Origin of the sequence: Ruegeria sp. YS9, assembly GCF_024628725.1 — a bacterium.
Classification (GTDB): Bacteria; Pseudomonadota; Alphaproteobacteria; order Rhodobacterales; family Rhodobacteraceae; genus Ruegeria; species Ruegeria atlantica_C.
Map to the genome: position 1 here is coordinate 2,401,095 of NZ_CP102409.1, position 24,131 is coordinate 2,425,225.

General features: G+C 59.4%; 23 protein-coding genes. 10 read left to right on the top strand and 13 right to left on the bottom strand.

Features of this window, described 5'->3' with window-relative positions:
* Positions 1 to 176 precede the first annotated feature (176 nt).
* Genes NOR97_RS12190 through NOR97_RS12200 form a run of 3 tightly spaced genes read right to left on the bottom strand, consistent with a single transcriptional unit; the run spans position 177 to position 4,731 of the window.
* Positions 177 to 3,218: an efflux RND transporter permease subunit gene (locus tag NOR97_RS12190; RefSeq protein ID WP_257599266.1), complete on the bottom strand. Its 3,042-nt coding sequence runs from the start codon at positions 3,216 to 3,218 to the stop codon at positions 177 to 179.
* 11 nt (positions 3,219 to 3,229) lie between these two features.
* On the bottom strand, positions 3,230 to 4,267 hold the full coding sequence (locus tag NOR97_RS12195) for an efflux RND transporter periplasmic adaptor subunit (RefSeq protein ID WP_257599267.1): 1,038 nt from the start codon (positions 4,265 to 4,267) through the stop codon (positions 3,230 to 3,232).
* Complete coding sequence (locus tag NOR97_RS12200; RefSeq protein ID WP_257599268.1) at positions 4,264 to 4,731, bottom strand: MarR family winged helix-turn-helix transcriptional regulator; 468 nt, start codon at positions 4,729 to 4,731, stop codon at positions 4,264 to 4,266. Before NOR97_RS12200 ends, NOR97_RS12195 begins: the two co-directional genes overlap by 4 nt.
* 159 nt (positions 4,732 to 4,890) lie before the next feature.
* Between NOR97_RS12200 and NOR97_RS12205 the strand changes: the two genes are divergently transcribed.
* Positions 4,891 to 6,015 (top strand): beta-ketoacyl-ACP synthase III, encoded by a 1,125-nt coding sequence (locus NOR97_RS12205; RefSeq protein ID WP_257599269.1) that lies wholly within the window; start codon positions 4,891 to 4,893, stop codon positions 6,013 to 6,015.
* An 18-nt stretch (positions 6,016 to 6,033) separates the two neighbouring features.
* Here NOR97_RS12205 and NOR97_RS12210 read toward each other — a convergent pair whose 3' ends face one another.
* Positions 6,034 to 7,836, bottom strand: coding sequence for a hypothetical protein (locus NOR97_RS12210; RefSeq protein ID WP_257599270.1), 1,803 nt, complete (start codon positions 7,834 to 7,836; stop codon positions 6,034 to 6,036).
* Between the two features lie 167 nt (positions 7,837 to 8,003).
* Complete coding sequence (locus NOR97_RS12215; protein ID WP_257599271.1) at positions 8,004 to 8,465, bottom strand: hypothetical protein; 462 nt, start codon at positions 8,463 to 8,465, stop codon at positions 8,004 to 8,006.
* Between the two features lie 354 nt (positions 8,466 to 8,819).
* Here NOR97_RS12215 and NOR97_RS12220 point away from each other — a divergent pair, with 354 nt between their 5' ends.
* Positions 8,820 to 9,398, top strand: coding sequence for a thymidine kinase (locus tag NOR97_RS12220; RefSeq protein ID WP_171206250.1), 579 nt, complete (start codon positions 8,820 to 8,822; stop codon positions 9,396 to 9,398).
* On the opposite strand, the gene NOR97_RS12225 is transcribed toward NOR97_RS12220, so the two are convergent.
* The 5 genes from NOR97_RS12225 to NOR97_RS12245 form a co-directional block, all read right to left on the bottom strand.
* The gene (locus NOR97_RS12225; protein WP_257599272.1) at positions 9,395 to 10,345 is read right to left on the bottom strand and encodes a D-glycerate dehydrogenase; all 951 of its coding nucleotides are present in this window, start codon (positions 10,343 to 10,345) and stop codon (positions 9,395 to 9,397) included. The two genes, NOR97_RS12220 and NOR97_RS12225, sit on opposite strands and share 4 nt — an antisense overlap.
* Complete coding sequence (locus tag NOR97_RS12230) at positions 10,345 to 10,683, bottom strand: tRNA-binding protein (protein WP_117867910.1); 339 nt, start codon at positions 10,681 to 10,683, stop codon at positions 10,345 to 10,347. The genes NOR97_RS12225 and NOR97_RS12230 overlap by 1 nt, the downstream gene beginning before the upstream one ends.
* Positions 10,676 to 11,491, bottom strand: a complete 816-nt coding sequence (gene proC, locus NOR97_RS12235) for a pyrroline-5-carboxylate reductase (RefSeq protein ID WP_257599273.1) — start codon at positions 11,489 to 11,491, stop codon at positions 10,676 to 10,678. The genes NOR97_RS12230 and proC overlap by 8 nt, the downstream gene beginning before the upstream one ends.
* 39 nt (positions 11,492 to 11,530) lie before the next feature.
* A complete protein-coding gene (locus tag NOR97_RS12240) occupies positions 11,531 to 12,031 on the bottom strand; it encodes a YbjN domain-containing protein (RefSeq protein WP_117867906.1) in 501 nt (166 codons plus the stop codon).
* A gap of 321 nt (positions 12,032 to 12,352) precedes the next feature.
* A complete protein-coding gene (locus NOR97_RS12245) occupies positions 12,353 to 12,601 on the bottom strand; it encodes an accessory factor UbiK family protein (RefSeq protein WP_117867904.1) in 249 nt (82 codons plus the stop codon).
* A gap of 97 nt (positions 12,602 to 12,698) precedes the next feature.
* Here NOR97_RS12245 and lgt point away from each other — a divergent pair, with 97 nt between their 5' ends.
* From lgt to NOR97_RS12270, 5 genes are all read left to right on the top strand, one after another.
* Positions 12,699 to 13,586: a prolipoprotein diacylglyceryl transferase gene (gene lgt, locus NOR97_RS12250; RefSeq protein WP_257599274.1), complete on the top strand. Its 888-nt coding sequence runs from the start codon at positions 12,699 to 12,701 to the stop codon at positions 13,584 to 13,586.
* A complete protein-coding gene (locus NOR97_RS12255; RefSeq protein ID WP_257599275.1) occupies positions 13,583 to 14,650 on the top strand; it encodes a class I SAM-dependent methyltransferase in 1,068 nt (355 codons plus the stop codon). Before lgt ends, NOR97_RS12255 begins: the two co-directional genes overlap by 4 nt.
* Positions 14,647 to 15,405: a peptidoglycan editing factor PgeF gene (gene pgeF, locus NOR97_RS12260; protein ID WP_257599276.1), complete on the top strand. Its 759-nt coding sequence runs from the start codon at positions 14,647 to 14,649 to the stop codon at positions 15,403 to 15,405. The genes NOR97_RS12255 and pgeF overlap by 4 nt, the downstream gene beginning before the upstream one ends.
* Positions 15,406 to 15,672: 267 nt before the next feature.
* Complete coding sequence (locus NOR97_RS12265; RefSeq protein WP_256367481.1) at positions 15,673 to 15,801, top strand: hypothetical protein; 129 nt, start codon at positions 15,673 to 15,675, stop codon at positions 15,799 to 15,801.
* A 336-nt stretch (positions 15,802 to 16,137) separates the two neighbouring features.
* Complete coding sequence (locus NOR97_RS12270; protein WP_170346068.1) at positions 16,138 to 16,920, top strand: Hint domain-containing protein; 783 nt, start codon at positions 16,138 to 16,140, stop codon at positions 16,918 to 16,920.
* Positions 16,921 to 17,039: 119 nt separating this feature from the next.
* On the opposite strand, the gene NOR97_RS12275 is transcribed toward NOR97_RS12270, so the two are convergent.
* Positions 17,040 to 17,540, bottom strand: a complete 501-nt coding sequence (locus NOR97_RS12275; protein WP_152458979.1) for an Lrp/AsnC family transcriptional regulator — start codon at positions 17,538 to 17,540, stop codon at positions 17,040 to 17,042.
* A 227-nt stretch (positions 17,541 to 17,767) separates the two neighbouring features.
* On the opposite strand from NOR97_RS12275, the gene trxB reads away from it, so the two are divergent.
* The 3 genes from trxB (at position 17,768) to NOR97_RS12290 (ending at position 22,532) form a co-directional block, all read left to right on the top strand.
* Complete coding sequence (gene trxB / locus NOR97_RS12280) at positions 17,768 to 18,709, top strand: thioredoxin-disulfide reductase (RefSeq protein WP_170346067.1); 942 nt, start codon at positions 17,768 to 17,770, stop codon at positions 18,707 to 18,709.
* Positions 18,710 to 18,925: 216 nt separating this feature from the next.
* The gene (locus NOR97_RS12285) at positions 18,926 to 20,617 is read left to right on the top strand and encodes an adenylate/guanylate cyclase domain-containing protein (RefSeq protein ID WP_257599277.1); all 1,692 of its coding nucleotides are present in this window, start codon (positions 18,926 to 18,928) and stop codon (positions 20,615 to 20,617) included.
* A gap of 196 nt (positions 20,618 to 20,813) precedes the next feature.
* On the top strand, positions 20,814 to 22,532 hold the full coding sequence (locus tag NOR97_RS12290; protein ID WP_257599278.1) for a bifunctional sulfate adenylyltransferase/adenylylsulfate kinase: 1,719 nt from the start codon (positions 20,814 to 20,816) through the stop codon (positions 22,530 to 22,532).
* A gap of 396 nt (positions 22,533 to 22,928) precedes the next feature.
* Here the strand turns inward: NOR97_RS12290 and NOR97_RS12295 are convergent, their stop codons facing one another.
* Both NOR97_RS12295 and NOR97_RS12300 read right to left on the bottom strand, forming a co-directional pair.
* Complete coding sequence (locus tag NOR97_RS12295) at positions 22,929 to 23,819, bottom strand: PhzF family phenazine biosynthesis protein (protein ID WP_257599279.1); 891 nt, start codon at positions 23,817 to 23,819, stop codon at positions 22,929 to 22,931.
* A gap of 84 nt (positions 23,820 to 23,903) precedes the next feature.
* Positions 23,904 to 24,128 (bottom strand): DUF1150 family protein, encoded by a 225-nt coding sequence (locus NOR97_RS12300; RefSeq protein ID WP_117872546.1) that lies wholly within the window; start codon positions 24,126 to 24,128, stop codon positions 23,904 to 23,906.
* Between the last annotated feature and the right edge of the window lie 3 nt (positions 24,129 to 24,131).

The following is a 24,131-nucleotide window of genomic DNA, read 5'->3' on the forward strand; positions in this document are numbered from 1 at the left end:
TGACCTGAACTCAACGGGCGCGCATTTCGTTCAGGCATAAGGCGAATGAAACAATGCGCACATTTCTGGTTCTCGCAATCTTCACTGCACTGGCTGCCTGTGACGTGCCGTTTGTCCCATTGATCTGATCCAACCGGGTCCGTTCGATCAAGCCCGGACCCGGTCACAGACCGTTTTCAGACTGCCTGTGCCTCGCGTTTTTCATCGCCCGCAAAGAAGAGCAGGTAGAACACCGGCGCGGCGACCATGGTCAGGACGGTCGCAAAAGCCAGCCCGCCCATGATCGTCACCGCCATCGAGACGAAGAACGCGTCCGTCAGCAAAGGCGCCATACCCAGAATGGTCGTGATGGCCGCCAGCATAACAGGACGCAAACGTGAGACGGAGGCTTCGACGATGGACTCGCGCAGGGGTTTGCCCGTGGCGCGAACAAGGTCAATCTCTTCGACCAGAACAATACCGTTCTTGATCAGCATGCCCGACAGGCTGAGCAGACCCAGAAGGGCCGTAAAGGTGAAGGGCAAACCTGTTCCCAGCAGGCCGATGACCACGCCGTTGACCGACATCGGAACCAGCAGCCAGATGATGATCGGCTGGCGGATCGCGTTGAACAGCAGAACCGAGATCAGCACCATGATCAGCAGGCTCAGCGGCAGTTGCTTGCCCAGACTTTCCTGCGCGTCGCGCGAGTTTTCGAACTCGCCACCCCACTCCATCTTGTAGCCCGGTGGCAGTTCGATTGCCTCGATGGCGTCCCGCACTTCGGCATGCACTTGCGCAGCCGTCAGGTCGGGCGGGATGTCCGCGCCGACGGTGATGGTCAGAACACGGTCGCGACGGTGAACCAGCGTATTGAGGGATTTGTACTCGAATCCATCGACCATCTGTTCGATTGGTACAAATTTCCCGGACTGATCCGAGTACACCACCTGATCGACAATCGAGTAATCTCCATCAGCCGGTCGGCGCAGGATGATCGGAATCAAACGATCCCGTTCGCGGAACACGCCGCCGGTGATGCCGTCGGTCGAAAATTGCAGCGTGGCCGCAATATCCTCGCGCGTGACACCCGCAGTCTGCGCCCGTTCCGTGGCATAGATCGGTTGCACCGCCAGTTCCTGTTCGCGCCAGTCATGATGGACAAGCAGCGCGTTGGGTGACGCCGCCGACATGCGCTGCACGGCCTGGTCCGCAAGCTGGCGCAGAACCACCGGATCGCTGCCCGAGAACCGGGCCTGGATCGGATCGCCGCCGCCGGGGCCAAAGACCAGACGCTTGGTTCCGAACTCTCCTTCGGGGAACTGGACGGACCCGAACGCTTCCAGATCCGCCTGCAAGGCCGGGATATCCTCCAGGTTTTCCGTGCGGATGATCATGTGACCATAGCTCGGGTTCGGTTTTTCCGCCGAATAGGTCAGCATGAACCGGGTTGCCCCCTGACCGACGAAGGTCGTGACTGAAACCACGTCATCGCGTTGGGTCAGCCAATCTTCGAACACCGCCATATCCTGTGCCGTGCGGGCAATCGGCGTGCCCTGAGGCAGCTTGTAATGCACAAAGAACAAAGGCGTGTTCGAATTGGGGAAGAACTGCTGTTTCATCAGCCCGAACCCGGCATAACACGCTGCGGTTACGCCGATGAGACCCGCAACAACCAGCCACCGGAAGCGCAGCGCAAAGCGCAGGATCGCGCCATATGTGCGGAACAGGATGCCCCCGTAGGCGTCGATCTCACCTTCCTTGCCCTGCTTGAAGAAGTAATGCCCAAGCAAGGGCGTGACCGTGATGGCCAATATCCAGCTGAGCAGCAGCGAAATGCCGATCACCGCAAACAGAGAAAACAGAAACTCGCCCGTCGCATCCGGGCTGAGCCCGATCCCGGCAAAGGCCATGATGCCGATCACGGTGGCCCCAAGCAGGGGGATCTGGGTTTTTGAAGCCACATCTACAGCCGCATCCCGCGAAGGTTTTCCACGCAGCATCGCGATCTGCATCCCTTCGGCCACCACGATGGCATTGTCCACAAGCATACCCATGGCAATGATCAGCGCACCCAGGGAAATCCGTTCCATCTCGATCGAGAACAGCGCCATGAACAGAAGCGTGCCGACCACGGTCAGCAACAGGGTCGAACCAACGACGATGGCCGCGCGCCACCCCATGAAGATACCCAGCACGGCGACCACGATGGCCACTGACATGGCCAGATTGACAAGGAAGTCGTTCGAGGCCTGCTCGACCACCACATGCTGCTGATAGATCGGCAGAATATCGACACCGAAGGGGATGTTCGCATCCAGCTCGGCAAATTTGGCGTCAGCCCGTTTGCCGACCTCGACGATGTTTTCCGTCGCCAGACCGGCGATGCCGAGGGTAAAGGCTTCGGTCCCGTTAAAGCGGATCATGATGTCCGGATCGTTCTGACGCGCGCGATAGACATCGGACATGTCGAACAGGTTGATCACCTGCCCTTGCGAGCCGACAGACAGGCCCGCAATGGCCGAAACACTGTCCGAACCCTCGGCCGTCAGAATGGTGGTGCGGGTATCTTCTGACCGCAAAGACCCCGAGGAATTCACCGAATTCGCATTGGCTATGGCTTCGTTGATCGCTTGCAGCGGGACGTTCTGGTTCACCGATATCGCCAGGTCGGGTTCGACAAAAATCGCCTCGTCCGGCAGGCCCTGAACCTCGACATCGGCAACGCCGTCCACGGTCAGCAGTTCCCGACGCAGAAACGTTGCCAGTTCATGCTTTTCGGCGTCCGAGAACCCTTCGGCGGTCACCGCATAGAACAGGCCGAACACATCACCGAACCCGTCATTCACATAAGGTTGGCTGACACCCGACGGAAGCCCCCGGGCGGCATCGCGCACCTTGGCCCGCAGGCGGGTCCAGATATCGGGCAGTTCGGTGCCGTCGTAGGTCGACTTGATCTCTACTTCGATCAAGGATTGTCCGGGTTGGTTGACCGAGGTGATGACATCCACCTCGCCCATCTGCTGGATCGCGGATTCAAGGGGCTCGGACACTTCCAGCGCCACCTGTTCCGCCGTCGCACCGGGATACTGCGTGGCGATGACCGCGTTCTTGATGGTGAAAGCCGGGTCTTCCAAACGACCAAGCGACGTGAACCCCCAGATGCCCCCAAACAGAGCGATAAGGATGATCAGCCATGTGTAAAGCGGTCGATCAATCGAGGCGCGCGCGATGTTCATCTGTCAGCCCCTCAGTTCGCGAAGCCGGTGAACCGGCGCACGGGCTGACCGTCTGTCAGCACGGCGCCGCCAGCCACAACAACTTCGTCACCGTCGGACAAGCCCGTCAACACCCGAACATCGCCCGTCTGCGTGGGCTCAATCGTCACCGGAACGCGGCGGACCGTGCCTTCATCCGCACCAACCGGCGAGAACACCATGACGCTCAGCTCGCCTGATGCATCAGCAACAACGGCCGTTGCTGGCACAACGATGCCTGTGCGTTCATCCTGAACCTTTACGTTGACGGTGACGGACGAGCCGGGAAGAATTTGCAACCCCTCGGGCGGGGTCAGGCCGAACTGGATGCGGAAGGTCTGCCCGACGCTGGAGGTTTCAGCGTCGAATTCACGAATCTCCAACGGGAAGACTTCATCACTTACGGGAAACTTGGCAGTGATGGTGATGTCATCGTTCTGGCCCGAGCGTTGGAACAGGATCTCGGGAACGTCGACCTCGATGCGCAATTCGGACATGTCGTGAATGCGGACGATGGGCGTGCCTGCCGATACGGTGGTGAAAGCTTCGACCGCGCGGCTGGAAACCAGCGCGTCAAATGGTGCGGTCAGTGTTGCGTGTTCCAGTTCGTATTCCGCGTCGCGCAGAGCGATCGCGGCCAGTTGCGCTTCGGTCTCTGCGTCATCGACCGCCACCTGGCTGGCCGTGGTGCCACGCAAACGCGACAGGCGCGCGACGGTTCGGTCGGCCTGTTCCTTTTGCAGCTGCGCCCGCTCAAGCCGCAGTTCGAATGGCTCCTGATCCAGTCGCGCGATCAGGCCGCCTTTGGGGATGACAAACCCTTCGTTGACCGGCATCTCGACGATCTGACCGGCGACCTGAAAGGCAAGATCGACCGTCTGCCGTGCCGCAACACGGCCGAAAAACTGGCGGGTGAAGCCGGGCGCCGTTTCGCGCACCTGCATCAGCTTGACCGGTTTCGGAGTATCTTGAGCGGCAATCGGAGTTGCCAGAACGGCCAGTGCAAGGCCCAGAGAGCTCAGGAGTTTCATTTCTTCAGTCCCTCGGGAATTCCCGTTTTCAAAACATTGTCACGGATTTTGCGCGCCAGTCGCGCGAATTCGGCTGTTTCTTCGTCGTTCAGGCCCGAGGCCCTGTGAAACAGATCCCCGGCCTCGGCCACCAGCATGTTGCGGGCTTGTTCACCCTGCTCGGTCAGCACCAGCAACCAGGCGCGGCGGTCTTCGGGGTCACGTTCGCGCGTCAGATAGCCTGCTTTTTCCAGCGAATCCGCGGTGGCGGTGATTGTGGACGGCACGCTCAGCATATCCGCAGCCAGGACCCCCATGCGTTTCGGCTGATCCAGCTTGATCAGCATGTGGCATTCGGGGTGGCTCAGGTCGGTCTCGATGCAGTCAAACGTCTCTTCCAGTTTCCAGTACAGGGCATACACCCCCATGATCGCCTGAATCTCGGGGCTGAGGCGGCCAAGTCTGGTACTGATATCGTCGGGCATGGGGGATCTCCGCGCGCGTTGGGGCGTCATATACTTCAGTTTCTGAACTATTCAAGATATGAAACTGCCGCGTTGCGCGCATTCCCTTAGGTCAACATACCTTGATCAAATCACACCGTGACTGCATTTTGGGCAAATCCGAAACATTCAGGGCCCGCCATGTATACCCCCGCCATCACCGGTACCGGTGTCTTCACGCCTCAGAACGTCATCACCAATGCCGAGCTTGTCGAGGCATTCAACGCTTATGCCGACAAGCAGAACGCCAAGAATGCCGAAGCCATCGCCGCCGGACAGATGGAGCCGATGCAGCATTCATCGGAAGAGTTCATCGTCAAGGCATCGGGGATCGAGAACCGTTACGTGATGGACAAGAGCGGTGTGCTGGACCCGGACGTGATGCATCCACTGCTGCGGCAGCGCAGCGATGATGAACCCGGCATCATGACCGAAATGGCGGTGGACGCCTGCAACAAGGCGCTGGCACAGGCGGGGCGCACGGCGGCAGATGTTGATCTGGTGATCTGCGCGGCCTCGAACCACGAGCGCGCCTATCCGGCAATTGCGATCGAAATTCAGCAGGAACTGGGGATCGACGGGTTCGGCTTTGACATGAACGTCGCCTGTTCGTCGGCCACGTTCGGCATTCAGGCTGCGGCGGATATGGTGCGGTCGGGATCGGTGCGTGCGGCGTTGGTGGTGAACCCCGAAATCTGCTCGGGCCATCTGGAGTGGCGCGACCGCGATTGTCATTTCATCTTTGGCGATGTGGCGACAGCGACGCTGATCGAACGGATCGAAGACGCCAAAGGCCCGCATTTCGAGATCTTGTCGACTCGTTGCGCCACGGCGTTTTCCAACAATATTCGCAACAACAACGGCTTTCTGCGCCGCTCGCGCCCTGACGGGCTGACCGACCGGCGTGACATGCAGTTCACGCAGAACGGTCGGAAAGTATTCAAAGAGGTACTGCCGATGGTCAGCAAACATATCAGCGACCACATGAATGCCGAAGGAGTTGGGAACTCTGATCTGAAACGCCTGTGGCTGCATCAGGCCAACAAGACGATGAATGACTTCATCGGCAAGAAGGTTCTGGGCCGCGAACCCGAACCGGGCGAGCAACCAAACATCCTTCAGGATTATGCCAACACGTCATCTGCGGGGTCGATCATCGCGTTTTCGAAATATTCCGACGACTTGCAGGAAGGGGATCTTGGCCTGATCTGTTCCTTCGGCGCCGGGTATTCCGTTGGGTCGGTGATCGTGAAACGCCACGCCTGATGGCCGGTTCTGTCCGGCCTAGCGTGCCGCCGTCACTTTGAAGACCTGGAACGCCGCATCTTCCGTAGTTTGTACCCGCGTGAGGTAGCCAGGGATTTCACCTGCAACCAAGTGCGATTGCAAACCACGACCCTGTGAGGCCCAGGACCAGAATTCGGCACGCGGCGCGGACGTGCAGAGCATGACGTAATCCACATCCAGCTCGGTCAGACGTGATCCGATCTGAGAAGCGTCCGAGCGGAACAGTTCGATCTGCGCCAGAATTCCAGCCTGATTCCGATGGTAATTGCCCGCCAGAACGGAATGGTCGGTATGGCGCAGAACGTTTGCGGCAAAGTCGAAATCAACAAGAACTCTTCCGGCTGGAAGATCACGCAGGGCCGCATAGGCTTGGGGCGTTTTGCAGGATGCGCCCGAGTTTTGCCGTGACTGTCGGGCCGGCATCGCGGATGCGGCAAGGGACGGCCCGGCAAAACGCCCCAGTTGCTCATCGATACTGGCCCCGGTTTTCGGCGAGATGCAGAGGATGAACGCAACCATCGCAAGCCCTGACAACGCGCGGCGACTGCTCGCATAGCGGGTGTAAAGGACACGCAGGATCTGCGCCTGGACGGCCACCAGCGAAACACCCAGGAATGTCATCATTCTGGACTGATAGAGGAACACCACCAGGCCGGTCACGATCAGGGCCAGAAACAGGGCGTATTCCAGTTTGAACGGGGATCTGACTGCAAAGATCAGGGCGGCTGCCATGCACAGGATCGACATTGCGATCAGGGCCAGCGCTTCGCCCCGGTGCAGTTGCAGAATGACGTTGATCTTCTGGGCTTCCGCCACCTGGCTCAGCCAGTAGTCGCGCATGTCCTGCGGCAGGGCTTCGATCGGGTTGCTGAGACAATGCGGGGCGAAACCGTAAGCGCAGGCCAATGTCACCACTCCGACCGCAACACATGCGCCGATGCGGCCCCAAAGCGACCAGCCAGACCCGATCCAGGCCGCAATGCAAAGACCCACCGCGGCGACGCTCGCCGGCAACGCCACACTGAGTGTCAGGGCGTCACAGCTTGGAAACAGAAAGGCCTGGTGTCCGGTTGTTGCGAGGCTGGTCAGCACAAGCGTCAGGACCAACCCGACGCCAAACGCCATGGTCCGGCGACGGGCCGGGTCGCCATTGATGATCCAATCAACGGCAAAGAAAATTGCGACGAGTGCGATCTGCAATATCGATTCGGTGCCTATCGATACCGAAAGCGCCAGGCAGGCACCCAACAACCATCCGGCATATGGTTTGTCCCTGCGCAATGCGAACAACATCAGGGCCGTGGCGAACAGAAGAATCTGAGCATTGTGGTGATCAAACGAAAAATAGTCGAACTTCCGCGAGTGTTCGAGCGCCAACACACCCACAACCAGCGCCGAAACAGCGCCTTCCCGCGCGCCCAAAACGTTTCCCGTCACGGCAAAGGCCCACAAGGTCAGACCCGCCAAAAGTGAGGGCCAGACGAATGCCGTCACCTGAAGGGCCATATCGGGCGGCAAAACCAACCCGAATGTTCCGTAGAGCAAGGCAATCGGTGCGTCGATCAGTCGGGACCAATGCATCAACGTACCGCCCTCGGGGCCCAGCCGATACTGATGGCTGTCGAACCAGCCCTGCCCCTGCAACAGATCCTGCACGACCACCCAGCGCATTACGTCATCAGAGCCTTCCTGATGACCACTCAGGGCCATAAGAACCAGAAGGGCCGCATAGGCGCATACAAAAAATCGCAGAACCACACGGTCTGCGAAAAGACTGTATGTTCCCTGCGAATTCTGCATGGTCCTCTGCCCTTGACGCTCTTGCCCGCGACGGACCTTAAAGGACAGACGTGACTGAATTGAGGCAAAAACCACAGTCAGCGTTTCTGCCTTCTCGCGCATGAAAACGGTTGGGCTGCACAGGCGGAATGTGGCCAGTCATGGGCGCAACGGCTCCCGGATCCCGGCTAGCTGACGCTTTCTTCTTCCAGATGCAGCTTCATCTCGATCAGAACCTGTTGCAGCAAGCTGGTTTCTTTCAGCAGCCGTTTGGCTTCGTTGACCGTGATGATTCCGTCTTCGATTGCGGCCTGATATTCGGTCATCAGCATTGCGAATCTTTGGCTGAGTGCGATGACATCCGAATTCACACCACCGGTGCGCGGTGTTTCAGTATTGCGGTCGCTGTAGGACAACGTGATGTTTTTCAAATCCGCCAGGGCCGACGTCACATGCGGGTAAGTCGCCGCGTTTTCAAGGCGGGCCACCGCATCCACGGGCATGAACCTGTCTGCGTGTTCGGCATTGTCGGAGTAATACCGGCCCAAAGTGGCCTTGGATTTCCCGGTAATCTCGCACGCGGCCTCGATTCCGACGTCCTTGACCAGCGCTTCTGTGTGTTTTTTCAGATAGGCCCCGATATCTGCCATTGTTTTACCTTTGTTACCTGCAAACGCCTACCCGTTGTCCAAACAGGGGAAAGCGTGGGTAAATTTCCCATAACCAAGTCATAATTGAAATGTCATACATTGGCTATCCCTCAGATATGCGGGGGATTTTGTGAGTGAGTGGCGGCAGTTCAAGCCGGTAATGAGTGTTTGCAGGGTGATATTGTTAAACCTTGCTGCGTTTTGGCCACATGTTGGCCGACGGCGTCGCTGTTGCAGATGTGGGGGTTCCATCCCCTAGAGCGTAGCTCGGCCTCTGCGAACGCAACGGCGACGTCGCTCCATCAAAACGATTGATATCTTGTTCCTTTTCCCCAAGCGTTTTAGACCCGCGTCATGGCAAAGCTGTACTTCAACTATTCAACCATGAACGCGGGGAAATCGACCGTGTTGCTGCAAGCCTCGCACAACTATCGCGAGCGCGGGATGCAGACCTACCTGATGACCGCAGCCATTGACGGAAGGGCGGGTGCCGGACGGATCGCATCGCGCATCGGCATCTCGGAGGAGGCTGATACCTTCACGCCCGGCGACGACGTCTTTGCGATGATCCGAAATCGTCTGAACGAAGGTCCCGTAACCTGCGTGTTCATCGACGAGGCCCAGTTCCTGTCCGAAGCGCAGGTCTGGCAATTGGCGCGCGCCGTCGACGATCTGGACGTACCGGTGCTGGCCTACGGGCTGCGGGTGGATTTTCAGGGCAAGCTGTTTCCGGGATCAGCGGCGCTGCTGGCGCTGGCCGATGAGATGCGTGAAGTCCGCACCATTTGCAAATGCGGGCGCAAGGCCACGATGGTGATACGTCAGGACGAAAACGGCAACGCCATCACCGAAGGTGCCCAAGTGCAGATCGGTGGCAACGAGACCTATGTTTCGCTTTGCCGCAAACACTGGCGCGAGGCGGTGGGCGACTAGACCGGGTTGGGCAACGCCTCGCCCGCCACAAAGGCCGCCACGTTATCCAGGGCCATGTGTCCCATGCTGCTGCGCACCTCTTCGGTGGCCGTGCCCAGATGGGGCAGCAGGGTGACGTTTTCCATTTCACAAAGGGCCTGGGGTACTTCGGGTTCGAACTCGTAGACATCCAGCCCGGCCCCGGCAATCTGACCCGATTGCAGCGCCGCGATCAGGGCCGCTTCGTCCACGACCTCGCCCCGCGCGATATTGACCAGAATGGCCGAAGGTTTCATCGCCTGAAGAACCTGCGCATCGATCAGGTGTCGGGTTTCTGCACCGCCGGGAACGGCGAGCACAAGGAAATCGACCGACGCGGCGAGTGTTTCAAGGTCAGGTGTGAACTCGGCCGGAAAGTCCAGTTGCTTGGCGCTTCGGGATTGATAGGCCACCTGCATTTCGAAACCGAAATGGCACCGGCGCGCGATGGCCTGCCCGATACGGCCCATCCCGACGATACCGACGCGTTTGCCCGTGACATGATGGCCCAGCATCTGCGTGGGATGCCAACCCTGCCATTGGCCTGCGCGGACCAGCCGTTCGCCTTCGCCCGCACGCCGGGCCGTGCTCAACAGCAGGGTCATGGCGATATCCGCCGTGGCGTCGGTGACTGCGCCGGGCGTGTTGGTCACTTCGACGCCTGCTGCGCGCGCGGCCTCGACATCGATGTGGTTGTAGCCGACACCGAAATTGGCCAGGAGCTTGCACCGAGGCGCGCCTGCATCCGTAAATATCCGAGCCGAAAACTGATCGCCCAGCGTGGGCACGACCACGTCGAAATCCGTCAGAGCCGACAGCATTTCCTGTCGCGACATGGGCGCCGTAACTTTGCGAATCTCTACGTCGAACGCGGCGCGGGCGCGGGCCTCGACTGCCGGCGTCATCGGGCGCGTGATCAGCAATTTCATCAGTGCATCCGCCCGCCTGTCGGAACTCGGCCGTCGGGGCCGATCAGAACAATCTCGCCGTTTTCATCGGGCAGACCCAGCACCAGAACCTCGGACATGAACCTGCCGATCTGGCGAGGGGGGAAATTGACCACGGCCATGACCTGTTTGCCCACCAGAGTCGATGGATCATAATGCGCGGTGATCTGGGCCGACGTTTTGCGTTCACCGATCTCATCACCGAAATCAATCCACATCTTGATCGCGGGTTTGCGGGCTTCGGGATAAGGTTCGGCGCGGATCACCTCACCCACGCGGATATCGACCTTGAGAAAGTCGTCGAAAGAAATCTCACTCACGTGACAGCTCCTTGGATCGGTCGGTTGCGGCCTTGACGGCACGGTGCAGCAAGTCAGGGAAGCCGCGTTCTTCATGCATCAGCACCTCAAGCGCGGCCTGGGTCGTGCCGTTCGGCGAGGTTACGTTGATCCGCAGTTGTGACGGATCCTCATCAGCGGCCATCGCCAGTGCGCCGGCTCCGGCCACCGTCGATTTGGCCAGTTTCATCGCAAGGTCATGCGGTAGACCCTGCGCCTCGCCTGCTTTGGCAAGCGTTTCAATCAGATGGAACACATAGGCAGGACCGGATCCGCTGAGGCCGGTGACCGCATCCATCTGCGCCTCATCCGTCAACAGAACCGTTTCGCCAATGGCCGAGAGCAGGTTTTCCGCAAGCGTCAGATCATCAGAGGATGCGTTTGAATTCCCGATCAGCGCGGTGATGCCCTGACGGATGGCGGCGGGGGTGTTGGGCATGGCACGAATGATCGGCGTATCGCTGCCCAGAACAGATTCGAAGGTGGCAATCGAGGTGCCCGCCGCGACCGAAACAAACAGCGTGCTGCCACCGCCCAGCGCCTGAATGGCGGGCAAGGCCTCGCCCATCATCTGCGGCTTGACCGCGACCAACACCACGGCGGGGGCTTCGGGCAAGGGTGTGTTGATGTTGACGCCCTGCGCTTTCAACCAGTCGGATGGGTGCGGATCGATCACCCAAACGGACGCTGGCGGGAGGCCGTGTTCCAGCCATCCCGCCAGCATTGCGGACCCCATCTTTCCGCACCCCAGAAGCACAAGCCCCTGTTCGGCCACACGCGTCATGTCCATTTGCCCCTCCCGCGTTACATATCGGTTCGGGGCAAAGCTTTACGCCCGGCCGTAGGCCTCTGCAATGGCCACTTGCATGGCTTCTTCTGGTCCTCGATTGCCCCAGGTGACCAGTTGGATGGCCGGATAGTACCGCTCTGCGCTCATGACGGCGGCGGTGATCATCGTGTCGATCTGTTCGGCGCTGGCTGTCTGCCCGCCTGCAAGGACCAGCCCATACCGGTACACCATCAGCTTCTGGTTCGCCCAATAGGTAAAGGCACCTGCCCAGCACTGATCATTCATCTTGTTGAGCAGCTCATAGAGCTGCATTTCCCGCTCGGCCGGCGGTTCCATTTCGAACGAGCACACCATCCGCAGCGTTTCGTCATAGTTGGACCAGGCGAGTGTGATCGAATACGTCCGCCACTGGCCTTCGACGGCCATGGCGATCTGATCGTCCCCAATGCGGTCAAAATCCCAGTCGTGATGTTCGGCCAGATGTTCAACAATGTCGATCGGATGAATGTCTTCTTCGAGATACTGCTCGGAAAGGGCCATAATGCCACCTCACTAATCTCTAGCATTTCGGGGCTGGCAGCGCCCCAGCGCTAGTTGCCTGCTCTACAAACCGGGCTTCCCCCATAGGCCTGTACTAAATATGGTGCGATGTGGCGTTGGTTCTGGCAACCCTATTTGTTGGGGATAACAGCAATAAGTTGTGGACAGAAGGCAACGGGGATCAAAATATTGGATGTCGGGTCAGCTTTGTCTTGATTTAATCCCGCGATGCGTCAGAATGCACGGCACCGCACAATCCCGGCTGGATTGCGCGGCGTAAGAGTTTGTCCAAAATTGTGAAAACAGGGAACGCCCGGGGCGTCACTTGTCCTGTTTTGCCTCAAGCGCGGCAATGCGGGCTTCGAGTGCGGCGTTTTCTTCGCGCGCTTTCTGGGCCATGGCGCGGACGGCATCGAATTCTTCGCGGGTGACGAAATCGCGGTCGGCAAGCCAGCGGTCGATCATCGACTTCATCGCGTTTTCGGCCTCTTCCCGCGCGCCCTGCGCGACACCCATGGCGTTTGTCATCAGTTGGGACACGTCGTCCAGGATCTTGTTGCGGGTTTGCATATCTTTACTCCGGTATCGCGGTTGAACTCTATATGGGGAAAGATTGCCGCAGGCTCAAGGTTGACTTGCCCCGCAAACCCCGGGCAATGAGACGCACATGCAGGCTGTTCTGAATTTCCCCGATCTGTCGCCCGAACTGTTCTCGATCTCGCTGTTCGGGATGGAGTTCGCGTTGAGGTGGTATGCGCTGGCCTATATCGCGGGCATCCTGATTGCGTGGCGGCTGGCGGTCGTGGCGTTGCGCCTCCCTGCCCTGTGGCCAGCCGGCGGTCCGCCGATGAAACCGGACCAACTGGAAGATCTGGTCACCTGGATCATTCTGGGCGTGATCCTGGGCGGGCGGCTGGGTTTCGTGCTGTTTTACCAACCCGGCTATTACCTGTCGCACCCGTTTGAGATCTTGAAGGTCTGGCAAGGCGGCATGGCGTTTCATGGGGGGCTGCTGGGCGTGATCCTGGCCTCGTACCTGTTTGCCCGGCGCCATCGGATCCCGGCCCTGTCACTGGGCGATCTGGTTGCTTACACCGTGCCACCCGGCCTGCTGCTGGGACGGCTGGCCAATTTCGTCAATGCCGAGCTGTGGGGCCGCCCGAGCGAGCTGCCATGGGCCGTCATCTTTCCCGGTTTTGCCGCACAGGACTGCCCCGGCGTGGTTGCGGGAATGTGCGCCCGACATCCCTCGCAGTTGTACGAAGCGGCGCTGGAAGGTGTTTTGCTGGGCGCGCTGTTGCTGTGGCTGGTCTATCGACGCGGCGCGTTTCACAAACCGGGCTTTGTCATGGGCACGTTTCTGGCGGGATACGGCGCATCGCGCTTTATTGTTGAATTCTTCCGCCAGCCCGATGCGCAGTTCGTGTCGCCCGGCAATCCGCTGGGGCTTGCATGGCATGTGGGCGGATATGGTCTGACCATGGGGCAGATCCTGTCGCTGCCCATGATCGCGCTTGGCCTGTGGTTTGTCCTGTGCGCAGGGCGGGCAAAATGAGCCTGACCGATCACCTGATCGCCCGCATCCGACAGGATGGACCGATGAGCGTGGCCGATTACATGGCCGAATGTCTTCTGCATCCCACGCTGGGCTATTACACGACGCGTGATCCGCTGGGGGCTGCCGGGGATTTCACCACGGCACCGGAAATCAGCCAGATGTTTGGAGAACTGATCGGGCTGTGCCTTGCGCAATGCTGGATGGATCAGGGCCGTCCCGCGCCATTCACCCTGTGCGAATTGGGGCCCGGGCGCGGCACTCTGATGAGTGATATATTGCGTGCCACCCGAACCGTGCAGGGATTTCACGATGCTGCCCGGATTGTGCTGGTTGAGGCCTCGCCTGCCCTGAAGCAGGTGCAGGCGGACACCCTGAAGGGTTACACACCGAACTGGGCCGACAGCGTCGCAGAGTTGCCGGACCAGCCCCTGCTGCTGGTGGCGAACGAGTTCTTCGACGCGCTGCCTGTCCGGCAGTTCCTGCGCGACGGTGACGGCTGGAGCGAACGCCTGGTCGGCGAACGCGACGGCGAATTGCTGTTTGGGCGGGGGCCCAACGGGCCGCAAGTGGCGCTGGCTGACAGGCTTTCGGACACCAAGGATGGTGATCTGGTCGAGCTGTGCGCGGCAGCGATCCCCATTCTGACCGTGATTGCCGGTCGGATCGCCAGCCACGGAGGCGCCGCGCTGATCATCGATTATGGCGACTGGCATTCCTTGGGCGATACGCTGCAAGCCCTGCAAAACCACGAGCCCGCCGATCCGCTGGCGTCACCCGGCCAGGCCGACCTGACGGCACATGTGGATTTTGAGCCTCTGGCCGTTGCGACCCGCGCCTGTGGAGCCAGGCATACACGCCTGACTCCGCAGGGCGTGTTTCTGGAACGGCTCGGCATAACCGCCCGGGCACAGGCTTTGTCCCGGACGCTGAGCGGTTCCGAGCTGGACGCCCTGATTGCAGCGCATCGCCGGTTGACGCACCCGGACGAAATGGGAAATCTGTTCAAGGTGATGGGCCTGTATCCGGCCTATGCTGCGCCACCGCCGGGATTGGAGCCATGACACTGGAAATACTGACTTCGGACTTGCTTTCCCCATTTCGTCACGGGTTCTTCACCCGTCGCGGCGGGGCTTCTTCCGGTATCTTCGACGGGTTGAATTGCGGTTATGGATCGTCAGATCAAACCGAAATTGTCGCGCTGAACCGCCGGCGGGTTGCCGACGCGATGGGTGTTGCGCCCGAGGCGATGATCGGCGTGCATCAAGTTCATTCCCCAACAGTTCTGACGGTTGAACAGCCCCTGGAAGGTGAAAAACCGCGCGCGGACGCGGTCGTCACGGCGACACCCGGTCTGGCGCTGACGATTCTGACGGCAGATTGCCAACCGGTTCTGTTTGCCGATCCCGCGGCCAATGTGATCGGAGCCGCCCATGCGGGCTGGCGCGGCGCGCTTGACGGCGTGCTGGAGGCGACTCTGGACGCCATGGAAGTACTTGGCGCGACGCGCCGGAATATCAACGCCGTCATCGGCCCCAGCATTTCCCAACGCGCGTATGAGGTAGGCCCCGAGTTTCTGGACGCATTTATCGCCGATTCTCCGGAGAACAGCCGGTTCTTTGCAAACGGTCAGGATGACCGGTTGCAATTCGACCTGCCCGCCTTTGGTTTGCACCGATTGCGGCAGGCCGGTGTCGGGCAGGCGGAATGGACCCGGCACTGCACATATTCCGACCCGGACCGGTTCTATTCCTACCGCCGCACAACACACGCAAACGAGGCCGATTACGGGCGACTGATCTCGGTCATAAGATTGTGATTTTGGCCCAGATTTAGGCACGTCGCCACTTTTCCGCCACATTTGTTGTGTTTATCGGACTCAGAATCGTAACGAGTTTTGCCAGCTATCAGATGGTCTTCTGACGTCCCTGTTTCGGACGCTGGCGTGTTGAGTGAAAGGATGGACCGACCATAAATTTCTTGTCTGAAAAACATCCCGGATAAGCCTTATCCATGCCGCAAACATGCGTCACAAAAGGTTCATAACGGATGCGGGAAACAAACCCGTTCAGAGCAGGACCAGAACATGAAAACCAAGTCTCGCTTTCTCAAAGCCATGGTTGCCGCCACGCGGAGCCAGAAGCTGGAAATGCCGTGGAAGCGGGTATCAAGCCATTCTGTCAGGGTCGCCAGTCGCATCGCGGCACGACGCTGAGGCAGAAGCACCCTGAGGCCAAGCTGCCGGTCTCGATGGGGTGAACGCGCTTCGGGCATGCTCCTGCCCGATGTGTGGTGCGTCACGATCTAAGGGGGTCGAGGCGAATTCAGGAGTTGTGTGTGTGTGCGGGCAATTTTCGCCCGTGAAGTACGAGTTTGTCTGGGGGGTCAGTGTGTTGACCATTGGAAAGCGAGATTTTGTCGCAATGCGGGGTCCGACCGGCCGCCGCCCATGTGTCATCCATTTGTTTCAAGACAAAGAACCAGTTCGCCAGGTTGGTCTGTACGGGGATACGCCGCGCCTGACCGGACAATTTGAGGGGAAGGAATATTTATGACTATTCCTAGTTCACTGGCCCGTGCGGCCAGAAATGCGATCGAAACGACAGCCATGCTGCGGGAAGCACCGCGGCCGGTTGCGAAACCAAAGGCCCAGCTGCGCCGGTATGAAGTCAGCAGCCTGTTGAAAAACGGAAACGTGGTTCAGACCAGACACATCGCGCCTGCCCTGCCGATGTTCGAAGACGCATTTTGTGCCTTCACGCGCGGATCGCTGGTTGAAACGGAACATGGGCCGATGGCCATCGAAGACCTGATGCCGGGGGATACGGTCCTGACCCAGGATGGCGCGTCCGAAACCGTGCTGTGGAAGGGATCTGTCACTCTGATCCCCGGACGTCCGGATTCGCGGGGCCGCACGCGGCCGCTTACGCGCATAACGGCGGATACATTCGGGATGCAAAAGCCGATGTCGGGTGTAATCGCCGGGCCTGCGGCGCGGATCGTGGGCACGCCGACGCATTTGCGGCATCTGCATGGGAATGGCCCGATTCTGACCCCTGTGTCCGAATTCCAGGATGGAACGGGCGTGATTGAAACAATGCCGCCGACGCCAGTTGAACTGTTTCACATTTGCCTAAAACGGCATTCCGTTATTCGGGTAGATGGTTTACAGTTCGAAACGTATCACCCAGGTGTGAACGCGGTCCGGATGATCAGCCACTCGTTGCGGTCGGTTTATCTGAACCTGTTCGCGCATATCGAATCGCTCAACGATTTTGGTCCGCTGCTGATGCCGCGCGCCGGAGACGGGGAAATCGACGCGATGACAGCCTGAGTGCGATAGCGATTACTGCATTATGGGGGGCATCATGCAGCTGGTACTAAGTTGGATTCTATCCTTGGCGGTGGCTGCCATGCTGCCACCAAACACCGCACCTGCAAAACGTCTGGGGGTTACGCCGTCCGGTTCATTCGTTCTTCCAGAACGTCGAACGGCACGCCTGGTTCGTCTTTTGCGCCGCGGATAACAAGCGATGTCTTGACGCTGGCCACGTTTGGCGTGGTCAGCAGTTCACCGGTCAGGAACTGCTGAAAACTGCTGAGATCAGGTGCGACGCATTTCAGGATGAAGTCCACCTCGCCGTTCAGCATGTGACATTCCCGAACCAGTGGCCATTCGCGGCAGCGCTCTTCGAACGCGCGCAGTTCGGTCTCGGCCTGACTGTCGAGCCCGACCATGGCGAACACCTGCACTTCGAATCCCAGCTCGCGGGAGTTCACCTCGGCGTGGTAACCGGTGATATAGCCGGATTCCTCCAGTGTGCGCACCCGGCGCAGACAGGGCGGCGCCGAGATTCCGACCCGTTTGGCAAGTTCCACATTGGTCATCCGACCGTCTGCCTGCAATTCCGCCAGAATCTTGCGGTCGATATCATCCAACCGAGTCGTGACCATCAAATGCTCCTGATTTTTGCGGTTCTTATATCAGCCCCCCACGCGCACGCAATAATGTTTCGCACATGCGCAATTTTCTTTGTTTTCAAATCTCTCATTTCGCCCGCACCCTGCACTGGGCGGCTTGAATGGCCTTGAACAGTAAGGGGCTTTAAGCCGGGTCTGTCGGTCGCTATATCGGGGCGACGGGCCAAAAGCCCAATTCAGGCAATTCGAGCGGGGGTACCATGGCCGACACACGACACACCAAGGTTCTGATCATCGGATCGGGGCCAGCAGGATACACCGCGGGCGTTTACGCAAGCCGCGCCATGCTGGAACCCATTCTGGTACAGGGCATCGAGCCCGGCGGCCAATTGACGACAACGACCGAGGTCGAGAACTGGCCCGGCGACACCGAGGTACAGGGCCCCGACCTGATGGTACGGATGCAGGATCACGCCAAGGCCATGGGTTGTGAAGTGATCGGTGACATCATCAACGATCTGGATCTCAGCCAGCGCCCCTTCACCGCCAAGGGCGACAGCGGCACCACATACACGGCGGACGCCGTCATTCTGGCGACCGGCGCGCGCGCCAAGTGGCTGGGCCTGCCGTCGGAAGAGAAATTCAAGGGCTTTGGCGTTTCAGCCTGCGCCACCTGCGACGGGTTCTTCTATCGCGGACAGGAAATCGTGGTGATCGGCGGCGGCAACACGGCCGTGGAAGAGGCCCTGTTCCTGACCAACTTCGCCAGCAAGGTGACTCTGATCCATCGCCGCGATGAACTGCGCGCGGAAAAGATCCTGCAAGACCGGCTGATGAAGAACGACAAAATCGAACCCCTGTGGTTCCACCAGCTGGAAGAAGTGATCGGCACCGATGCGCCACTGGGCGTCGAGGGCGTTCGCGTCAAACATGTCAAAACCGGAGAGATCACAGAAATCCCCTGCAAAGGCGTGTTTGTTGCCATCGGCCACGCGCCCGCGAACGAGCTGGTCAAAGACACGCTTGAAACGCATATGGGTGGCTATGTCGTCACCAAACCGGGCAGCACGGAAACCTCGGTTCCGGGCGTGTTCGCGGCGGGCGATCTGACCGATCACGTCTATCGTCAGGCGGTCACAAGCGCCGGTATGGGCTGCATGGCGGCACTGGATGCCGAACGGTTCCTGGCGGAAAACGAATAACGCGCGTTCTGAATACTCCGGGGCTGACCCGGTATATTCAGAACCGCAGGCCGTCAGCCTTTTTCCGGACAGTGCCCCCGGGGTTTAAGGGGGCACCGCGCAGCACAAGTTGCGGTGCAATCTCTGATCAGCAGCCGACGCCGCCTGCCAATCCCTTGACCCCCAGCCAGCGGCGTATCAGGATTGCTGAGGGAAAAGCGAAAAGCAGGTGAGCATTTGAACAACGCTCTTTGGCGCGGCGGGTGGTCAACCCGACTCAGGATCGTCAGTGGTCTTGTGTTGTTTGTTTTCGCATTCTTCCATTTCATAAACATTGGCTTGGGCCTGTTTCACACGGATTACCTGCACGGGATGCAGGACGGTCGGAAGGCCATCACCCGCCACAATGTCATCAGCGTGCTTTTCTATGCTGCTCTTTTCACGCATGCAGGTCTGGCCCTGACGTCGATCGCACAACGCAGAACCCTGCGGATGCCCTACAGCACGGCCTTGCAGGTCGGACTGGGCTTGCTGATTCCGCTGCAACTGATCTCGCACATCGTTCACACGCGGGTCGCGCACGAGGTCTATGACGTCAACGACGAGATGGGATACATCATCATTCTGATGTGGCCCAGTATCGCCGTATGGATGCAAAGCGCCTTGTTGCTGATCGTTTGGATACACGGCTGCATCGGCTTGCATATGTGGCTGCGGCTGACCCGGTGGTGGTCGCGGGTCGCGCCCTATCTGATCGGTGTTGCGGTTTTCGTGCCTTTTTTCGCGTTGGCCGGCCTGCTGACCGAGGGGCGTCGCATATGGGCCGACTTCGCTGATGAATTCCTGCGCGAGCAATATATCGAGCACTACAACTGGCCGTCGCCCGAGACCTTCCAGACCCTGTTCAGTGTAAAAGACTATGGCCTTATGGTGTTCTGGCTGGCCCTTGGTGCAACGGGTCTGGTTTACATCGGGCGCAAACTGTGGCGGCGCAGGCATTCGGTGCGCGTGCGTTACGCCAAAGGGCCTGAAGTTGTCGCGGAAAAAGGCATGACCCTGCTTGAGATTTCGCAGGTAAACGGCGTCCCGCATGCGGCCCTGTGCGGCGGAAAGGGGCGCTGCACCACTTGCCGTGTCATCGTGGAGGATGGCAACGACGCCCTGCCGCCGCCCGGTGATGTCGAAGCGCGCAGCCTTGCTGCTGTGGGTGCATCGTCACAGACGCGACTGGCCTGCCAGATACGCCCGACAGAACCCACCACCGTTTTTCGGGTCTTCAGGCCAGATGGCGGACGCATACGCGGACATGCCAGTCAGGGTCAGGAACGCCAGTTGGCTGTTCTGTTTCTTGACATGCGCGGCTTTACCGCGCGCACGACCGGCCAATTGCCTTATGACATCGTGTTCCTGCTGAACCGGTTTTTCGACGCCGTCGTGCCTGCCATCACCAAGGAAGGCGGTGTCGTGGACAAATACATGGGAGACGGGCTGCTGGCCGTTTTTGAAAAGCCGAATGCGGCGGCGTCCGCCCGTGCCGGATTGAAAGCCGCCATCGACATCAGTCACGCCCTCGATGAATTCAACGCACAGCTCGAGGCCGAAGGCAGCCCCGGCATTCGCATCGGGATGGGTCTGCATCTTGGGGATCTGGTGGTGGGTGAGATCGGCGCGGCGGGGCATGCGTCGAAAACCATAATCGGCGACACCGTCAATGTCGCCAGTCGCCTTGAAAGCGAAACCAAGGCGCTGAAGGTCGAATTGCTGGTCTCGGAAGCGTTGCTGAAGGCCGCAGATGTCGTCATACCACAGGACGAAATCAGGTTGTTCCAGTTGCGCGGCGTGTCTGAACCGATTCCCGCCCTGCCTGTCACCCGCGCGTCCATACTTGAGCACAACGTCACAAAACAGGAACAGAAATACTCCGCTTGAACGAATAACCTCTGATTGCAAGTATCAGATCATCGATTTGACTTGTGAATTAGAAATTTCTTCCAATTCAAAAGTATTCGGCGCATATCCTCCTTTGTTACATTGACGCCTGTGGACTTCGCCTGTCAGCCGGTGCAAACGCCTCGAAACCGCCCGATATCCACTGGCAAATCAACACTGCTACAAGAGTATTCCGATGACGATGTTAAGCAATCTGGCCCCGATCTCCGAACTGTATGTGTCATACGATTCGGCGCAGAAGCTGAAGGTGGAAGCTGCCGATCTGACCAGCTGGGATCTGAGCCCGCGTCAGATCTGCGACCTGGAACTGCTGATGAATGGTGGCTTCAACCCGCTCAAAGGATTTCTGAGCGAAGCAGATTACGACAATGTGGTCGAGAATATGCGCCTGGCCGATGGAACGCTTTGGCCAATGCCCATCACTTTGGATGTCAGCGAAGACTTCGCGGATCGGATCGAACTTGGGCAGGACATCGCTCTGCGCGATCAGGAAGGCGTGATCCTGGGCACCATGACCGTGACCGACCGCTGGACCCCGGACAAGGCGCGCGAGGCCGAGAAGGTCTTTGGCGCTGATGACGACGCTCACCCGGCGGTGAACTATCTGCACAACGTGGCCGGCAAGGTCTATCTGGGCGGACCGGTGGTCGGAATCCAACAGCCCGTGCATTACGATTTCCGTGGCCGCCGCGACACGCCGAATGAATTGCGCGCCTATTTCCGCAAGCTGGGCTGGCGCCGCATCGTGGCCTTCCAGACCCGCAATCCACTGCACCGCGCGCATCAGGAGCTGACCTTCCGCGCCGCCAAAGAGGCACAGGCCAACCTGCTGATCCACCCGGTCGTGGGCATGACCAAACCGGGCGACGTCGATCACTTTACCCGTGTGCGCTGTTACGAGGCGGTGCTGGACAAGTACCCCGCCTCGACCACCTCGATGAGCCTGCTGAACCTGGCCATGCGCATGGCTGGCCCGCGCGAGGCCGTCTGGCACGGCCTGATCCGCGCCAACCACGGCTGCACCCACTTCATCGTTGGCCGCGACCACGCGGGCCCCGGCAAGAACAGCAAAGGTGAGGATTTCTACGGCCCCTATGACGCGCAGGATCTGTTCCGACAGTTCCAGGACGAAATCGGCGTTGAAATGGTGGATTTCAAGCACATGGTCTATGTGCAGGAACGCGCCCAGTACGAACCGAATGACGAGATTCTCGACAAGGACAACGTCACGATCCTGAACATCTCGGGCACCGAACTGCGCCGCCGCCTGCGTGAAGGGCTGGAAATCCCCGAGTGGTTCTCGTTCCCCGAAGTGGTCGAGGAACTGCGCCGCCGCTTCCCGCCGCGCTCCAAGCAGGGTTTCACCGTCTTCTTCACCGGCTTTTCGGGCTCGGGCAAGTCGACCATCGCCAACGCGCTGATGGTCAAGCTGATGGAGATGGGCGACCGCCCGGTGACGCTGCTGGATGGCGACATCGTGCGAAAGAACCTCAGTTCGGAACTGGGCTTCTCGAAAGAGCACCGCGACCTGAACATCCGCCGCATCGGGTATGTGGCATCCGAGATCACCAAGAACGGCGGCATCGCCATCTGCGCCCCGATCGCGCCCTATGCCACCACGCGCCGTGCCGTGCGGGAAGAGATCGAACAGTTCGGTGCCTTCTGCGAGGTGCATGTGGCCACCAGCATCGAGGAATGCGAACGCCGCGACCGCAAGGGCCTTTACAAGTTGGCGCGCGAGGGCAAGATCAAGGAATTCACCGGAATTTCGGACCCTTACGATGTTCCGGAAAACCCGGAACTACGGGTCGAAACCGAGAATGTCGAGGTCGACAATTGCGCCCATCAGGTGCTGCTGAAACTGGAAAGCATGGGCCTGATCGCAGCAAACTGATTGCGGTCTCATCTGATTGTATTGGGCGGCCTCCGGAGATTCCGGGGGTCGTTTTTTTGGCTTTCAAATGACGATAGCCGCTGGTCCTGATACTGTTCAGGACCTCAAGGCGGGTGTGAAACTGAGATGGCGAACAGGTCTCCGACCATTGCCAGTTTCTGGTTTGGATCCGACCTGAGCTTGTCGGAGCACCTCTGCCTTCAGTCCTTTCCGGATCAAGGACACCGCTTCGTCCTTTGCATCGCATCCGAGGTCGGCGACCTTTGAACTTATGCTGGATTCTGTTTTGTCGGCAAACCCGACCCAACCCAGGCGTGAGCCCAGATTGCGGCTGCGCTGGATGTAACCTGCCGCCTCCGGCCAGAATGTCGGAGGCAGCCCTCGGTCAACGCCCGCTCATTTTATCGGCGCTTCCGGCAGGTCAACCTGCCCGCGCATCAGGATATGCCCCTGACCAGAAACCTTGATGCCTGTCATCGCATCAGGCGGGCCGACACGCGTGACGATGGCTTTCCCGGGGCGCCCCATATCGTGACCCTGCTCGGCGATGAAGCTTTCCTTTTTCATCAACCCGTGTTTCCACAAATAGGCGGCCATCGCACCGGTGGCGGACCCGGTAAACGGATCTTCGGGCGGGCTGGGCGGAGCCAGAAGAAGGCGCGAAAACGTATCCCCCTCATCGGTTGCCCCTTGCAGCGTGACAAGAAACGGTTCGGCCATATCCGAGCCGGAATACCCCGCGGTTTCAGCCACTTTGCGCAATGGGCCTTCAACCAGTTGAGCGGCCCGCAATGCCGTATGATCCCGCAGAACGGTGATGCAGAACGGCAAGCCGGTTGAAACCATCTGAGGCGGCGAAATGATGGCTTCCTGTGGCAGGCTGATCGCCTTCGCCACCAGTTCCGCAGGCACATGCGCTCCGAATTGCGGTGCGACCTGAGTCATTTCGATCTGCTCATCCTGCAACCGGATCGAGACCAGACCCGCACCGGTTTCCAGCGTCAGACTATCGCCCGAGATCATGCCGCGGGATCGCATCGCCGCGACGGTGGCGATAGTCGGATGCCCCGCGAAAGGGATTTCGCGGCTGGCCAGAAAATAGCGGACGCGGATGTCGGCCACCTCGGACGGGCCGGTAAAGGTGCATTCGACCAGAGAGGTTTCGCGCACATAGGCCATGCAGACCTGTTGCGTTAGGCGCGCACCTTCGTGGACGACGGCACATCCGTTGCCGCCGAAGGCGCGATCACTGAAGGCGTCCACCCAGTCAAAGTCAAACCAGCCCATGGTGCCGCTCCTGCCTTTGCATGTGCGGCAAGATCACCGCATGAAAAGAAAATGCCACTTCGTTTCAGCAGAGATTTCGGCCGCCTAGTGAACGGCCACCGGAGACAGATCATGTTCGCGCGCCAGCACAAAGGCCAGCTTGCGGTCTGCGACCAGCGCCAGTTGCTGCCCGTCGGAATCGTGGACGGCGTAAAGCTGATCCAGATCGCCTGCCTGTTCACGAACTTCCCGAGGCAATTCAGATACTTCAACCGTTTTGACATAGACAATACGGTTGCCTTCGGTGTTGATTTCAATCGGTGTATTCATTGC

Excerpts from the sequence above, each read along its gene's own strand:
- proC (WP_257599273.1), bottom strand. The coding sequence starts at position 11,491 with ATGGACATGACGCGTGTGGCCGAACAGGGGCTTGTGCTTCTGGGGTGC.
- NOR97_RS12270 (WP_170346068.1), top strand. The coding sequence starts at position 16,138 with ATGACTATTCCTAGTTCACTGGCCCGTGCGGCCAGAAATGCGATCGAA.
- NOR97_RS12205 (WP_257599269.1), top strand. The coding sequence starts at position 4,891 with ATGTATACCCCCGCCATCACCGGTACCGGTGTCTTCACGCCTCAGAAC.
- pgeF (WP_257599276.1), top strand. The coding sequence starts at position 14,647 with ATGACACTGGAAATACTGACTTCGGACTTGCTTTCCCCATTTCGTCAC.
- NOR97_RS12190 (WP_257599266.1), bottom strand. The coding sequence starts at position 3,218 with ATGAACATCGCGCGCGCCTCGATTGATCGACCGCTTTACACATGGCTG.
- NOR97_RS12265 (WP_256367481.1), top strand. The coding sequence starts at position 15,673 with ATGAAAACCAAGTCTCGCTTTCTCAAAGCCATGGTTGCCGCCACGCGG.
- NOR97_RS12210 (WP_257599270.1), bottom strand. The coding sequence starts at position 7,836 with ATGCAGAATTCGCAGGGAACATACAGTCTTTTCGCAGACCGTGTGGTT.
- NOR97_RS12240 (WP_117867906.1), bottom strand. The coding sequence starts at position 12,031 with ATGGCCCTTTCCGAGCAGTATCTCGAAGAAGACATTCATCCGATCGAC.
- NOR97_RS12255 (WP_257599275.1), top strand. The coding sequence starts at position 13,583 with ATGAGCCTGACCGATCACCTGATCGCCCGCATCCGACAGGATGGACCG.
- NOR97_RS12300 (WP_117872546.1), bottom strand. The coding sequence starts at position 24,128 with ATGAATACACCGATTGAAATCAACACCGAAGGCAACCGTATTGTCTAT.
- NOR97_RS12200 (WP_257599268.1), bottom strand. The coding sequence starts at position 4,731 with ATGCCCGACGATATCAGTACCAGACTTGGCCGCCTCAGCCCCGAGATT.
- lgt (WP_257599274.1), top strand. The coding sequence starts at position 12,699 with ATGCAGGCTGTTCTGAATTTCCCCGATCTGTCGCCCGAACTGTTCTCG.
- NOR97_RS12220 (WP_171206250.1), top strand. The coding sequence starts at position 8,820 with ATGGCAAAGCTGTACTTCAACTATTCAACCATGAACGCGGGGAAATCG.
- NOR97_RS12245 (WP_117867904.1), bottom strand. The coding sequence starts at position 12,601 with ATGCAAACCCGCAACAAGATCCTGGACGACGTGTCCCAACTGATGACA.
- NOR97_RS12215 (WP_257599271.1), bottom strand. The coding sequence starts at position 8,465 with ATGGCAGATATCGGGGCCTATCTGAAAAAACACACAGAAGCGCTGGTC.
- NOR97_RS12290 (WP_257599278.1), top strand. The coding sequence starts at position 20,814 with ATGACGATGTTAAGCAATCTGGCCCCGATCTCCGAACTGTATGTGTCA.
- NOR97_RS12195 (WP_257599267.1), bottom strand. The coding sequence starts at position 4,267 with ATGAAACTCCTGAGCTCTCTGGGCCTTGCACTGGCCGTTCTGGCAACT.
- NOR97_RS12225 (WP_257599272.1), bottom strand. The coding sequence starts at position 10,345 with ATGAAATTGCTGATCACGCGCCCGATGACGCCGGCAGTCGAGGCCCGC.
- trxB (WP_170346067.1), top strand. The coding sequence starts at position 17,768 with ATGGCCGACACACGACACACCAAGGTTCTGATCATCGGATCGGGGCCA.
- NOR97_RS12295 (WP_257599279.1), bottom strand. The coding sequence starts at position 23,819 with ATGGGCTGGTTTGACTTTGACTGGGTGGACGCCTTCAGTGATCGCGCC.
- NOR97_RS12275 (WP_152458979.1), bottom strand. The coding sequence starts at position 17,540 with ATGGTCACGACTCGGTTGGATGATATCGACCGCAAGATTCTGGCGGAA.